Genomic DNA, 14916 nt, shown 5'->3' on the forward strand with positions numbered 1-14916 from the left:
CCAAATCACTTTAAGGATCAATGTCTTAAGATACCGATTGATCCAAGGTTCTTCTGTTCAGAAATGGTGACGTTCACTTGCAGAAACAACAGTTAACTATAGCAGTCCTAATACCCAATTACCGTAACAGGTACACCAATCGCAGTACTTGAGAAATTGCCATTGCCGTGATCGAAGTAGGGCTGGAGTTCAGAGGGTGCATCGTAAAATTCGTCCTTTCCCCTCTTTTCGTAGCCCGTAAAACCATTGTCGTTTGCAGAAGGCATAATACCTTTACCCATGGCAAGGGTTTTTAATACATATTGCATCCTATTCGCATGAAAAGCATCACTTTCAGCTTCTAATTTCTTCTGCATATATTCAGACAGATCTACCACCACAGAATCCCCCTTAGGTTGAACTGGCACTTGAGAAGCGGACGGAAAAAATACACTTGGCGGACGCAAATCTGAAACAGCCCCATCAACGTTTTCTTCTTCAGTGTCTGAACCATCGGAGGCGTCATGAAAAACGAGATCCTTATCCTGCTCTTCTTCTTCATCTGCATTTTTCCCTTCAAGTTGATCAAGTCCAACTTCTTCCTCCTCTTCAAGGAGTGCATATTGAACACTAGTGCTGTCCAAGTCCTCAACTCTACCAACGTTCAATCCACCGCCCGAAAACCCTTCGCCACCTCCAGAATAGTCCTCCATCTCCCTGTCATCTGCTGCGCGTTTCTCCTTCGTTTTTTTCTCCTTCTTAACTAGAACTCTGATTTCTTTAATGAACTTATGCACCTCTTCTACCTCTGTCATAGTGCCCCTTTTGACAGTGAATTGGAAAATATCTTCCACAAACTGCATGAGATCATGTTTATGCAATCCAACGAAATCAGGATACTTGAAAAAAGTTTTCCTGACCTGACGGATGAACCAACTTGACCAAGTCTCTATGGGGTTTACAGAATACTCTTCCTCAACGCCAAATCCACATTTCTTTAGCACAGGCTTTATACCCTGTAGATTACTAAAACTGCGCCAGCCCCAATGAGACAGTAATTCTTCATCAGGTGATGATTGTAAATCATCCTCATTGATGATACGGCCACTAACTTCCCAAACTGTTCTTGAAAGCTTCACGAAACCTTGCCTGATACCCGTTAATAAACGGCGAGTCCTTAGGGCGATTATTGAGCCAGATCTCTTTAGTTGAGCAGCTGCAAATGGTGTTAAGTTGAGAGACAGTCCCGCTGTCGTAATTAAAACGTAACCATTATAAAGAATGCTCAGGGGATCTCGTGTAATTAAAGAATAAACACTGGGCACGCCCATAGCTGTCAGGTACACAACGGCAAAGGGAACTGTTTGCAGAGTTCCCCACGCCAAACTATCCAACCAATGTCCTACCCCCAAAATCCGGCTCACACGTCCCGTTGAAGGATTGTCTCGGGTTCCCTCTCTAATATAATGCATCCAGGCATACAAGCTATTAAACCAGCCAAAGGCTGCGACAGGTGCACTTAACAAACCCAATGTCGTTAGACGAAAAGGATCCTCTATAATCGTACTAAACGAGTAGCCAAATGGATCATACAAAAGTCTGTGAAAGACGTACATTGACAGAACAGTTAGACCAGGCAAACCAACCGTAGCCGCCAACAGTGAAAATAAGCGTTTATTTATTTCAGGATCCTTTACCTGTCGAAAGATTCTTTGCCATCTGTTGAGTGTCTCTTTTCGAGATTCTTCTGTATCATCATGGAGTAGACTTTGCTCCAAAGAGCTTTCTTCTACTAAAAGTTCTCCTTCAAGAACTGCTATAAAATTTTTGATATCAATAAAATTTTCCACACCTGCATCTTTGCTACTACCTGAAGTAGATCGTGTAATAAGATTCCAAATTTGATGAAACCTCTGGGGATCCGTCTTTATAGTAAGCCATAGTCTCAGAATTTCCTGAGGGTCCTCCATATCACGGATAAGACGCTTATAATCTCGCTTCTTCTGCTGTAACGCAAGCATAGTATTTGCAAAGGATCCTTCTTTCTCTTCTCTCAATATCGTCTTTCTGAAAAACTCCCTGCTCTTTGCAAAAGTCCAGCGTAAATCACTTTGCAGAGCACTTACGCGCTCTGTAAGAGTTGCAAATTCAAATATAAATCCACCGAACATCTCTGTTGCTACAAGCCACAAGGGAGCATTTTCAGAAATACTCAGATAAAACAAAGGAAGCGCCAGTGAAAGGACTGCAGCAGGAACGTCTAGTAATCTCCTACCAATAGTATGAATATAATCATTCAGTCGCTCGGCACGAAACATATGGTTTGGAGCACGGGACAACATGCTTTCAAAAAATCTAGCTGCATCAACAGAGGTTACAGAATTTCGCAGATAAAAAGTAAGAGAAATGGCATCCGTAAGAACATCCGTAGGATTTTTTGAAACGGTATCCTCTTGATCTAAATTAAGGATTTCAAGCCATCTATATAAAAAATATCCAAATAAAGCACCTCTTACAACATGCCCACCAGCAGAAACAATCACTCCAATCGCTCCCCAAGGCTCCCTCAAATGGGGCAGTATTCTGCGCGGAAAGTAGTGAAAAATCTGATCTCGATCATCTGGTCGAACTTGCTGCATATAGTTCATAATACGGTCAAATTCTTCTCTAAGCGTCAAGGTATCCAGAATCTTTAGTCTTGAATATTTGTCATCACCCAAACAGTTTACAGTGGGTTGCTGAAGCACCATGTACTCTGCTAGTGAATTATCCATATTCCTTATGACGGATGGAATACGATTCCTACTGTACTCTTCCGAAGTCTCTCCATCTTTGCCTTTTGCAAAAGAACAATCGCAATTTAGTGAAGTACAAAACACAAAAACTAAAAGTAGGAAGGCATATTTTATAGCACACATCAAACAGAGGCTTTCGTAGTAATACTGAAATATAAAAATCTTTAGAGATGATAGTAAAAAACACCAATACATACAAGTATATTGTATGCATACTTAAAATAAACCGCCAAAAAATCCGGGAAGCACAACTATCTTTATTCTCCTTCCCGGACTAACGTGCTTTTCTATTTATTGATCATCGCCACCTGGGATTTATTGAACCTAATGCAGAAACCTATTTTCCAGACTTTAAGTGGCTCTTGAGCCCATCTACTAAAAACACAACACGATCTCGACATTTTTGCTTTGCAAAATCCTGTAGGGAAACACGATTTCCCTCTATAAGTGCATTATCATCAGCCAATAATGTCGCGACAAAGGTAATGCTATCGCTATTCACGTCTCCTACCTCTTTGATGGAAATCAAGAGGATTGCATCCTCGCCTTTTTTATTTACAAAAGACAGAAAATTATGGGGTTTTTCGGAAATATAACCGTCTTTATTTTTTGGCAAACTGTTTAAAGCCTGGCCCAGTTCTTCCAAAGATACAAGCTGAGCGCCTCCCTTATGACCAATCGTCGGAAATGCATTAATAGATTTTCCATCCTTGATCCCTTTTAAGGTTAGTTTCATTGTGCCATTGGTATCAATATCCGAAATTTCAAAATTATCGGCACGAATATGATAGTCGTATTCTGAAACTTTTTGCTCTTCTGAACAGCCCACTAAACCGAAGGCAAGAAAAACTACACTATACAAAAAACCTGACTTTTTCATGATATCACCTTGTTATTTTTGCTCTTTAGAGTATTGAGTGTATCATACGAGCACCTCATTTCAATGATATAAAATTTATGTACTTTCTGGATGGATCTCAGGAATAGTCTTATAATTCAAGGAAATAAAAAGGTCCTACTCGGATAATTTAAAGTGCTTCTCAGGGATAGTGCCGCCGACCATAAAATTCTCCAAGATCACATGGGTAATATTTCCTTGAGCATCTATCACCTTCCATTGAGTTAGCTGTAGCGGTTTTTCCTGAAAACCAAGGACAAGCTGACCCCAATCTGAATCATCATCTTTGCTTAAGGTGATGAAGATATGATTCTTCTGCTGCTCCACACGATCAACGGAAATGTCCTTTTTAAAATTTACACGCTCTCGAAGGATAAACTCTGCTGGTGTCGAGGAAAGCGGCACATAGCTAATCTCATCCAGTTGTTTATCCTGGTACGATACCCAGCTGCCATCGGAGATAATAAGTAAAGGAGACGGCGGATTGTATTCAAGGCGTACACGTCCAGGCCGGGACAAATAAAGAGTGCCATGGGTCACATTTCCTTGGGCGTCTTTTTGATGAAAATTAGCTTTTACCGTTTTGAGACCGTTGAGATATCCTTCCACATCCTTTAAGAGACGTTGCGGATTGGAAACCCCTTTGGTCGTTACCGTTTTTTTCGGAGTTTTTGCTCTCAAATAGGAAGCCTTCTGACTTTTCACAACATGTTTATTGGAATCAGGATGCGCTTTTTTGGACGCTCCCATTGCAGGATCAAAAGCCGAAACAGACAGTCCTCCCATGAGGACAACCAGAAAGAAAATTTTGCGCATCCTATCCTAACTCCACTCATTCGTTCCCATTATTGACTTCCGGCCAACACCTCACGCCGGCCAGCATGGTTGGCAGCAGAAATAACGCCCTCTGCCTCCATCTGTTCAACAATGCGTGCTGCTCTATTGTAACCGATTTGTAAGTGCCGCTGAACAAAACTTGTCGAGGCTTTCTGTTCACGGCAAACAATACTGACGGCTTGATCATAGAGGGGATCATGGTCGCGACTGGATTCACCACTCACGCCCCCTTCTTCATCTTCCTCGGTCACATCTTCCACATAGGTGGGCGACCCCTGGGTTTTCAAGAACGCCACCACTTTATCTACTTCTTCATCAGACACAAAAGGACCATGGACGCGCGTAACCCGTCCACCAGCCGCCATGTACAACATGTCTCCTTGCCCCAAAAGCTGCTCTGCTCCTGCCTCTCCTAAAATTGTACGACTATCAATTTTGGAGGTGACCTGAAAACTAATGCGCGTTGGAAAGTTTGCTTTAATAGTTCCTGTTATTACATCCACCGAAGGTCTCTGTGTTGCCATGATTAAGTGGATTCCCGCTGCACGAGCCATTTGCGCCAAGCGCTGAATAACGACTTCGATATCCTTTCCCGCCACCAACATTAAGTCAGCCATCTCATCGACAACAATGACGATGTAAGGCATTGGCGTCATATCTAGCGGCTGTTCTTCGTAAATAGCTTTTCCTGTTTCTGGATCGAAGCCAGTTTGAACCTTGCGTTTGATGACTTCTTCCCGTTCCTTAGCCTCTTTAAGGCGCAAATTGTACCCGTCAATATTTCGCACCCCAAGGCGCGACATGGCCCGATAACGGTTTTCCATCTCTTTAACCGCCCACTTTAGGGCCACAACTGCCTTTTTCGGATCCGTCACAACTGGCGTAAGCAAGTGAGGAATATCTTCGTATACGGATAATTCCAACATTTTGGGATCGATCATGATGAACTTACATCGATCTGGCGGCAATCTGTATAGAAGGGACAGAATCATTGTATTTACAGAAACAGATTTACCAGAGCCAGTCGTTCCCGCCACCAACAAGTGGGGCATACGGGCCAAATCAACGATAATGGGCTCTCCACCGATGTCTTTCCCAAGAATCAGAGCCAGCCGCCCAGCTGTTCGTTCAAAGGCCTCATGTCCCAACTGTTCCCGGAGCATCACCACATCTCGCTTTTGGTTGGGTAATTCGATGCCAATAACATTTTGGCCAGCTACCACAGAAACACGAGCCGAAACGGCACTCATAGATCGTGCAATATCACTGGATAATCCAATGACTCGAGAAGATTTTAATCCTGGCGCTGGACAAAGTTCGTAAAGAGTTACCACAGGCCCTGGGCGAACTTTAACAATCTCTCCGCGAACACCAAAATCCTTCAGTACGTTCTCTAGAGAGGCAGCCTTTTTTTCTAAGATATCGTCGCTTTCTTCTTTAAGACCTTTGTCCTTCTTTGGCTTTGCCAACAAGTCATGTGGTGGCAAACGATAATTCTCGTCAGATACAAGCTCTAGAGGCTTGTACAAAGCAGTTTCATCTGTTCTGTCTAAAGTAACTTTTTCCTTAGTTTTACGCGATACCATCTTCTTCTCAGAAAGAGTTGGCTCCGCAGATTTGGATAATGGAAGTGGTTCCGGAGATTCTTCCACATTTCTTAATTGAATGCGAAGGCCATCCGGACGTTTCCTCACCAAAAAAAGGAAACCCTTAAAAATGAGATTTGTACTCTTTCCCGTATGCTTCAGAATCTGCTTCCACAGGCGCCAAGGAACCCCCAAAATATAAAGGAACAAAAGCACCGCGAGAATACCTGAGATAAGAGCCAGAGGAAGATTTCCAATGGCTAGGGTTGAATACAAAGCGATTGTCTTCAGCAGCTCAAGTCCTAAATATCCCAAGCTCCCTCCCAAAAAACCCCACTCCTTAGGAAGAGGCAAGGCTGTCCAAAATATGGCCCAAAGAACAAGGACGCTGGGCAATATCAAAAGCTTCAACCACGGATAGGTTGGGGGACGATGTAATAAAACACGCACCCCCCAAACAACGAGAAGCGGAACAAGAACCCAGCCTGCTATTCCCATAAGTTGTTGAAAAAGATCCGCCAAAACGGCACCAAAAGGACCCACAAAGTTCCTCACAATATGGGCATCCACGGCAACATTCCATGAGGGATCGGTCCGATCGTAAGACAAAAGGCTCAATCCCAAAACAATTCCCGAAATAACGAGAACAAAACCCAGACCTTCTGTAGCTCGCAGTTTAAAAAAGGATTTAAAGATTGGTGGAAAAAGAGTTCTCTTTGAAACAGTATTTCGCATTCGTGGCATTTTCTATCACTTTAATAATTTTATTTCCGGAAATCCCGAAACAACCTAATTCTTGGGATAAATCAATTCCCTTAACAAATCAACTCCTGGTCAGAGTGAAAGGATTCGCACCTCCGGCTCCTACCTCCCGAAGGCAGTACTCTACCAGGCTGAGCTACACTCCGAGTACTATTGATTTTATAGCGTTATACCAGTCAACAGTGCAAGGAAAAGCAGAAAATTATGCTACTTTTAGTCGAGAGTACAGAGAGCTGTTTTTGACAGATGTGTAAATAACAGGAATGACGAAGAGTGTTAAAACAGTCCCCAAGAGCAGCCCACCTACGAGGACGCAACCTATGGCAAAACGAGCCTCACTCCCTGCCCCACTGGATATTAAGAGTGGAATCGTTCCAAAGACCATGGCCCCTGTCGTCATTAAGATCGGACGAAAGCGAAGTACGGATGCTTCGCGAATGGCTTCTGAAGCTTGTTTTCCTTCGTTACACAATTGATTCGCAAAGGTAACCAAAAGAATCCCATGTTTGGTGATAAGCCCCACAAGAGTGATTAATCCAATCTGGGTAAAAATGTTCAGACTCTGCCCAAAGAGCCATAAGGTTAAGAGAGCGCCACAACACGCCAGCGGTACTGTAAACATTATCATTAGAGGATCGGTAAAACTTTCGAATTGTATGGCCAAAATAGAATAGATGAAGATAAGGGCAATCCCGAAAAGGATCATCATTTCAACAAAAGACTCCTGATACTTTTCGGCCGCTCCCGTAAAGGCAACCGAGTACCCAGATGGAAAAGTTGAGTCGACTTTCTTTTTCAAATAGTCCACAGCTGCAGCAAAATCTTGGCCGGGCTTAAGCGTAGCACTAAAGGTTGTGGATCGCATTTGGTTCACATGCTCTAAAGACTGGGGCAAACCAACTTCCTCTAAAGTCGCAAATGATGCCAGTGAAACACGAGCGCCCTCTTTATTAGAAACATATACTTCGCTCAAATCTTGAGGGCTATCTTGCCCCGTGAGTCGAACATCATATTTCTGACCTTCTTTGTAAAACGACGTGGACTTGGCACGATCAAGAAAAATTTCCAGCGCTTTAGAGATATCTTCTGGTTCAAAGTCAGCTTTGGCCATTTTCTGACGATCAATCACACAATTGTACCCCGGTTCTCCTAGCTTCAATCTATGATATACGCTTTTAAAAACACCATCATCACGGCATTCTTTCGTAAATTTTTCGATACGATTTAAGAGTTCTTCATAGGTCCCAACGGTTAAGACGTAGAGAGTAATATCTGAATCCTCTCCCATCCCTTCCAGCCCAGGAAGACCGCTATCCCAATTCCAAACATGTGTTGAAACCGTCGGAATGACCCTAACTTTTTCTCGCAAATCTTCCGTAATCTGTCCAGCAGACCGCCCTCTATCTGACCAACTCTTCAACGGAAGAACAACATTCCCACCCCAATCTCCGATAAAAGTTAGATTTTGCTTTGCTTCAGGAACATCTTTAACGAGAGTTTCAGCCTTTTTAACGTACTCGTCCATAACTTCTTTAGAACTTGCCGTAAGCGGTTCCATAAAGACTCCCAGAACCCCACGATCTTCTTTAGGCGCCAATTCTCCTGGCAGAATCTTAAAAAAGACGACGCATAACGCTAAAAGAAGGCAAGCTCCCCCCATAATCCACCTGGGATATAACATCACACGGCCAAGTAAATTCTTATAGTTGTCTGTCAGTCTTTGGATGAAATTGGAGATGGATGGGAGAACTTCTCCATTATGTGCCCTCAGAATGTTGGAGCACATCATAGGAGACAGTGTTAGTGCAACCACTCCAGAAACTAGAACAGCTCCGGCCAGCGCCACAGCGAACTCAACAAAAATTTGACCCATAGCTCCCTGCATGAACGCAATGGGGGCATATACACTTGCTAGAGTGCCTGTCATAGCCACGATAGCGAAGCTAATCTCCTTGCTGCCCTTCTTAGCCGCCTCCTGTGGAGACATCCCCGCCTCCACATGACGGAATATATTTTCCAACACCACAATGGCATCATCAACTACCAGGCCAATTGCCAAAACAAGTGCCAACAACGTTATGGTATTTATGGAGAATCCGAAAAGGGAAAGAATCGCAAATGTTCCCAAAACGGACACAGGAATGGTCACAAGAGGAATCAATGAGGCTCTTAGATTCCGTAAGAAAAGGAAAATAATAAGCAGCACCAAAACAACGGCTTCAATCAAAGAATTTTTGATGCTGCTCAGAGAGGCTCTGATAAAATCAGCATCATCTTTCACGATTTCAGCATAGACACCTTCAGAAAGATTTTTTTGAAGCCCAGGCAGAATCTCACGAACATCCCGTGAGATTTCCAGCGGATTCCCGTCTCCTGCCCTTTTGATGCCTAACAAAATACCCGGGTTGCCATTCACCCGAATTCGCCAAGAATCGTCATCTTTAAGTCGGATATCAGCAACATCTCTAAGAAAGACAACATCTCCATCCTTTTGTTTCACAACAATGGACCCAAAATCCTCATCGGACTTCGCTTTTAAATCCATTGTAACGGGAATTTCCCCAGCAAGCTTTCCAGAGGGAAGTGCCACGTTATGGTCTTCCAAGGCTTTGGATATCCCTTTTGGGGTTACGCCGAAAGAGAACATTTTTAGACGATCCAAAGCAATTTCCATGACATAGGGACGCCCTATGACATCCACGGAAGCCACCCCAGAGAGGCTTCTAAAAGCATTTTTGAGGTGCAAGTTTGCCAGGTGAGTTAAGTCCGAAGATTCAAGATGATCACTGGTGAGAGAAACATATATGAGCGCCTGAGTCTCATTTGCTTCTTGTCGAATCTTTGGATCTTGAACATCTTTGGGCAAATCACTCTTTATCTGTGCAAGAGATTCACGGACTTTAGAAAGGACAGAGTTGACGGAAGTGCCCTCTTTAAATTTGAGACGAACTTCCGATTCCCCTTCTTTAGAAGAAGAGGCCATCAACGAAAGATTCGGGACTTCAGCAAGGGCATCCTCAACAAGAAACGTCACTTCAGACTCAATGACCTGTGGGCTTGCATTGGGATAAGAGATACGAACAGTTAAAGAAGGGGTAGATACCTCCGGGTATTCACGTACCGTCAGGCTACGATATGACAAAAGCCCAACCACGATGAATAACACATTCAACACAATGGCAAAAATTGGTCGCTTAATGAAAAACTCTGAAATCGTCATGGGTTACACTTCGCTGGTATAAATCTTTACAGGCTGGGTATCATGGAGGCTTCTCTGGCCTCTAAGAATTACCTGCTCTCCTTCTGACAAGCCTTCTATTACCTCTACCGAGTCTTGCGTTTGCAGACCCAATTTCACGGGAAGAAGCACTGCCTTTTCTTCCCTTACTGAATACACATGGGACGTTCCATTATTCAAAAAGACAGCTTCTTTTGGCAAAACAAGGACATCATGCTTTGTCTGAAGTTCCACTTCCATAGTAGTCGCCGCACCCATAATCGAGGGGAAAGACACTAAGTTTGCCTTGCCAGCCCCCATATGGGTCTTTGTATCTAGAACCATTTGGAACGAAGCAATACTCCCTTCAACAGCACCAACATGTACTTTCTGGCCTACGGAAAGTTGAGATAAAATAGATTCTGGTGCTTCGAACTCCACCACACAGTCTTTGGGATCATAGACTGTGACAATCTCATCGCCTTCCTTTACATAGGCCCCTTCTGCCACTTTAAAAACACCACAGATGCCATCAAAACTGGCCCTAAACTCTGATTTTCTCAAAGCACCCTTTGAGTCTTCCAATGCTACCTGTGCCTGCAGCAAATCCTTCTTTCTCTCTTCCACCGCGCGCTCAGAAATATTTCCAGCTTCATACAGTGTTCGCATCCGGTCATAATGCTTTTGCGCGAGACCTTCTGCCGACAGGGCTAACTCATATTTTCTGGAAAGATCACCATTCCTTAAACTCCCAAGCACCGCACCCTTTTTCACAGACTCACCCTCCTGGGCATACATCATGTATAGAGTGCCATCCTTTTTTGCTTTCAGAGTCGTTCTCTTCTTGGCCTGAATCGTCCCTAACATCCTTCCCGTAAGCGTGATGGATCCTAAGCTTACCTTCACCACTTCTATGGTTTTAGGCTTCTCCTTAGTATCCTTTCCCCCGCCAAAAAAAGTAGGGAGGACAAAAGCACAAAAAGCCACACCCAAGCATGATAAAATCAGAATAGATCTTAATTTAATTTTCGACATCGACTACTTTTCCTAATACTAGCCGCGCAGACTAACAGAAAAGGGATGCTGATCAAAGTTTTTTATTTGTGGTGCAGAATGTGGGAGGGAATATGGTTGAGCATGCGAAGAGAGTTCGGTGTTATGTAAATCTGAAAACCTTTCATTTTTACATTGAAATCTCGGCTAGCGTCACCGAGATTTCAATGTAATCAATATTTTATATATTTATCAAAAGATTATATTTGAAATTGTGATCATCTTTAACAAATTATGTAACTAAAATCACAAATTATCCCACTTTTTTAAATATTCTTCCTTGAAAATTCGGTGGACACCACCGAGATTTCAATGTAAACTTGATAAATGGAAAGAAAACAATATATTGAACGCATATCAAAATATTTTAAATCCCATCAAATAGTAGGGCTTTTGGGACCGAGACAGTGTGGGAAAACGACCCTTGCACGTAAATATGCAAATATCCAGAATTCAGCAAATAGAGAAAATTACTTCGATTTGGAGGATGCTCGAGATTACGAAAGGTTGCAAAAACCTCAGCTGGTGTTAGAAAAATTAGAAGGATTAGTCATCATTGATGAAATTCAATTGATGCCAAGTTTATTTGCAACTCTGCGTGTTCTTGTTGATCGTGAAGATTCTAAGGCTCGTTTTCTAATTTTAGGAAGCGCTTCACGAGAGCTTATAAATAAGTCAGCCGAGACCTTAGCCGGACGAATTGCCTACATTGAATTACCGCCCTTTTCCTACCTGGAAACACATAATTTAGATAAGTTATGGCTCCGCGGTGGCTTCCCTAGATCCTATTTGGCTCCAAATATAGAGGAAAGCAATGATTGGAGAGAATTTTATATAACAACTTTTCTGGAACAAGATATTCCTAATCTAGGAATCCAGATCCCTGCTGTATCATTGAGACGCTTTTGGACAATGTTGGCCCATTATCATGGAAATATATTTAATGCCTCCGAATTTGGACGTTCCTTCGGAAGTGCAGATACCACTATTCGCAAATATCTCGACATCCTTACGGGCACCTTTATGGTTCGGCAGCTGCAGCCCTGGCAAGAAAACATTAAAAAACGACAAGTGAAGGCGCCGAAAATTTATTTTCGTGATAGCGGATTATTACATACGTTGTTAAATATTTTTAGTGAGTATGACCTTCAAACTAATCCAAAGCTTGGAGCCTCATGGGAAGGATTTGCCTTAGAAGAAGTTGTTCGGGTTCGCCAAGTAAAACCTCACCACTGTTACTTTTGGGCCACTCATACGGGTGCGGAAATCGACTTGCTGATTTTTGAGGGAAATAACAAGAAAGGATTTGAGTTCAAATACACAGACGCTCCTAAAATGACCAAGTCCATGAGGATTACTAGTGCAGACTTAGCCCTTGATGAAATGACGGTTATTTATCCTGGAGCCGTGGATTATCAGCTGGACGACAAAATATATGTCAAAGGGCTTAAGCAGTATCTAGAAGAAAATTCCACGCTAAATTTGCACGCTTAGCACTCAATTTCACCATAGCCCCCTCTGGAAAGTGTTGCCCCTTCTCTTTGAATTCGATATTGTTTTCACAAACTGAGGGGGGCATTAAATAAAACCTTTGCAAAAGTTGCTAAAGGTGGGTATACCCTTTTGAATAGAGTTTAAAGGCCTTAAACCCAAGTATGAGAGTCAAATATGTTTGCAATTATTCGAACGGGCGGAAAACAGTACAAAGTTCAAGCCAATGATAAGATTACCGTTGAAAAATTATCAGCGACACAAGGTGCTACTGTTTCCTTAGATCACGTGCTAATGATCGGTGATGGCTCAAAGACCACTGTCGGCACCCCACGTATTGAAGGTGCAAGAGTCCAGGCCGTTGTTGAAGAACAGGGCCGCGCAAAAAAGATTATTGTCTTTAAAAAGAAGCGCCGCCATAACTATCGCCGGAAAAAAGGGCACCGCCAGGATCAAACAGTGCTAAGGATTGTTGAAGTATTGGCTCCCGGAGCAACTGCGAAAAAGACGACAGCCGCTCCAAAGCCCAAGACTGAATCAAAGGAATCCAGCGTGGCAAAAACAGCAGCGACGAAAGCCACTGCAACAAAGGCACCCGCAAAAGCACCAGCCAAAACGGCAACGAGTGCACCTACTAAGGCCACGACGAAGGCGCCAGCTAAAAAAGCAGCCCCCACTAAGAAGTCTGAGACCACAACCGCTAAGAAGCCCGCAGCCAAAAAGCCTGCTGCTAAAGCTTCTCCGGCGAAGAAAAAGTAGTTTATTCGAAAAGGAGTTTGAAAGATGGCACATAAGAAAGCTGGCGGTAGTTCCAGGAACGGTCGCGATTCAGCAGGTCGCCGCCTCGGCATCAAAAAGTACGGTGGTGAATCCGTTCTTGCTGGCAATATTATTGCCCGCCAGCGTGGAACCAAATACTACCCAGGACAGAATGTCGGCATGGGGAAAGATCACACCTTATTTGCTCTCACAGAGGGTAAGGTTAAATTTTTGCACAAAGCTCAGGGCCGAACCTACGTTGCCATTGAATCTGCAAACTAACGGTTAAGTTTATAAGTAATACCCAGGGGGAATGGCATGCTGTTCCCCCTTTTGTTTGTCTCCATATAGTTTACTTTTTATATAGTAAGGGACGGTCTCGATGAAATTCCTAGATGAAGCAAAAGTCTTTGTCAAAAGCGGTGATGGCGGTGCCGGCTGTATGAGCTTTCGCCGAGAAAAGTATATCGAGTTTGGAGGCCCCGACGGAGGGAATGGTGGACGTGGTGGCGACATTATTGCCGAAGCCGTCGGTGGACTCAATACGCTTATCGATTATAGATATAGCCAGCATTTCAAAGCCAGGCGTGGACATCATGGCATGGGAAAAAATCGTACAGGCGCCTCTGGATCTTCTATTACCGTCAAACTCCCCGTAGGGACACAAATCTTCGAAGACGATAAAGAAACACTTATTGCCGATCTTACGACCCTTGGTGAAAAAGTTGTCCTGGCCAAAGGCGGTCACGGGGGATATGGAAACGAGCATTTTAAGTCCTCAACAAACCGGGCGCCCCGACGATTTGATCCAGGATTCCCTGGAGAAGAAAGATGGATCTGGCTTCGCCTCAAGCTTATTGCTGATACGGGTCTTTTAGGACTTCCCAATGCTGGAAAATCCACTTTCCTGAGTGTTGTATCTCGGGCTCGCCCCAAGATCGCCGATTATCCATTCACAACCCTCGCCCCCCAACTGGGTGTGGTTTACGTTAATGAGCAAGAATTCGTCATGGCTGACATCCCCGGACTTATAGAAGGCGCACACACGGGAACAGGCCTAGGCACACGCTTTTTAGGACACATCGAACGCTGTGGCGTTCTCTTGCACCTTATCGATGGGACCGAAGAAGACGTAGCGCAGTCTTATAAGACCATCCGAGAAGAAGTGACACAATACGGCCATGATATTGAACAAAAGAATGAAATTGTAGGGCTAAATAAGATTGATGCCCTATCTGAGAAAGAGTTAAAGAAGAAGCTCAAAGACCTCAAAAAAGTTTGTAAGTCGCCTATTTACCCCCTATCCGCTGTCACGAAAGAAGGTGTGCCGGAAATATTGGGAGCATTGTTGATGATTGTTCGAAAGCATGCCGCAGATCTTGGGTGATGATTATTCACATAACAAAGCAGACAATTGAGTCCACGCGTCAGATCCCCTGAAGCATTAATCTTGGCCACACTGCAACGTATGAGGCTGAGTTCTGGCTTCCAGCTGATGCCTGGATCCCGCGCTCATAAGAAATCCTAAGGCGCGCCTCC

10 protein-coding genes and 1 tRNA gene are annotated in these 14916 nt (G+C 43.7%); 4 read left to right on the forward strand and 7 right to left on the reverse strand.

The features are described from left to right. Nucleotides 1–107 precede the first annotated feature (107 nt). From HOL16_07660 to HOL16_07690, 7 genes are all read right to left on the reverse strand, one after another. A complete protein-coding gene (locus HOL16_07660) occupies nucleotides 108–2753 on the reverse strand; it encodes a hypothetical protein (GenBank protein ID MBT5390556.1) in 2646 nt (881 codons plus the stop codon). Between the two features lie 358 nt (nucleotides 2754–3111). After that, the gene (locus HOL16_07665; GenBank protein ID MBT5390557.1) at nucleotides 3112–3654 is read right to left on the reverse strand and encodes a hypothetical protein; all 543 of its coding nucleotides are present in this window, start codon (nucleotides 3652–3654) and stop codon (nucleotides 3112–3114) included. Between the two features lie 135 nt (nucleotides 3655–3789). Then, complete coding sequence (locus HOL16_07670) at nucleotides 3790–4488, reverse strand: outer membrane lipoprotein carrier protein LolA (GenBank protein MBT5390558.1); 699 nt, start codon at nucleotides 4486–4488, stop codon at nucleotides 3790–3792. A 29-nt stretch (nucleotides 4489–4517) separates the two neighbouring features. Further along, nucleotides 4518–6839 (reverse strand): cell division protein FtsK, encoded by a 2322-nt coding sequence (locus HOL16_07675; protein MBT5390559.1) that lies wholly within the window; start codon nucleotides 6837–6839, stop codon nucleotides 4518–4520. Between the two features lie 87 nt (nucleotides 6840–6926). Continuing rightward, nucleotides 6927–7003 (reverse strand) — tRNA-Pro (locus HOL16_07680). Nucleotides 7004–7059: 56 nt separating this feature from the next. After that, nucleotides 7060–10077 carry an efflux RND transporter permease subunit gene (locus HOL16_07685; protein MBT5390560.1) on the reverse strand — a complete coding sequence of 1006 codons (3018 nt, stop codon included), beginning with the start codon at nucleotides 10075–10077 and terminating at the stop codon, nucleotides 7060–7062. 3 nt (nucleotides 10078–10080) lie between these two features. Then, nucleotides 10081–11109 (reverse strand): efflux RND transporter periplasmic adaptor subunit, encoded by a 1029-nt coding sequence (locus HOL16_07690; protein ID MBT5390561.1) that lies wholly within the window; start codon nucleotides 11107–11109, stop codon nucleotides 10081–10083. A gap of 345 nt (nucleotides 11110–11454) precedes the next feature. Here HOL16_07690 and HOL16_07695 point away from each other — a divergent pair, with 345 nt between their 5' ends. From HOL16_07695 to obgE, 4 genes are all read left to right on the forward strand, one after another. Beyond that, nucleotides 11455–12621 carry an ATP-binding protein gene (locus HOL16_07695; protein ID MBT5390562.1) on the forward strand — a complete coding sequence of 389 codons (1167 nt, stop codon included), beginning with the start codon at nucleotides 11455–11457 and terminating at the stop codon, nucleotides 12619–12621. A 174-nt stretch (nucleotides 12622–12795) separates the two neighbouring features. Continuing rightward, nucleotides 12796–13377, forward strand: a complete 582-nt coding sequence (rplU, locus tag HOL16_07700) for a 50S ribosomal protein L21 (protein MBT5390563.1) — start codon at nucleotides 12796–12798, stop codon at nucleotides 13375–13377. 24 nt (nucleotides 13378–13401) lie between these two features. Next, nucleotides 13402–13659, forward strand: a complete 258-nt coding sequence (gene rpmA / locus HOL16_07705; GenBank protein MBT5390564.1) for a 50S ribosomal protein L27 — start codon at nucleotides 13402–13404, stop codon at nucleotides 13657–13659. A gap of 100 nt (nucleotides 13660–13759) precedes the next feature. After that, the gene (gene obgE / locus HOL16_07710; GenBank protein MBT5390565.1) at nucleotides 13760–14764 is read left to right on the forward strand and encodes a GTPase ObgE; all 1005 of its coding nucleotides are present in this window, start codon (nucleotides 13760–13762) and stop codon (nucleotides 14762–14764) included. The last annotated feature ends 152 nt before the right edge of the window (nucleotides 14765–14916 follow it).

It is taken from the genome of Alphaproteobacteria bacterium (genome assembly GCA_018662925.1).
Lineage (GTDB): Bacteria > Pseudomonadota > Alphaproteobacteria > 16-39-46 > JABJFC01 > JABJFC01.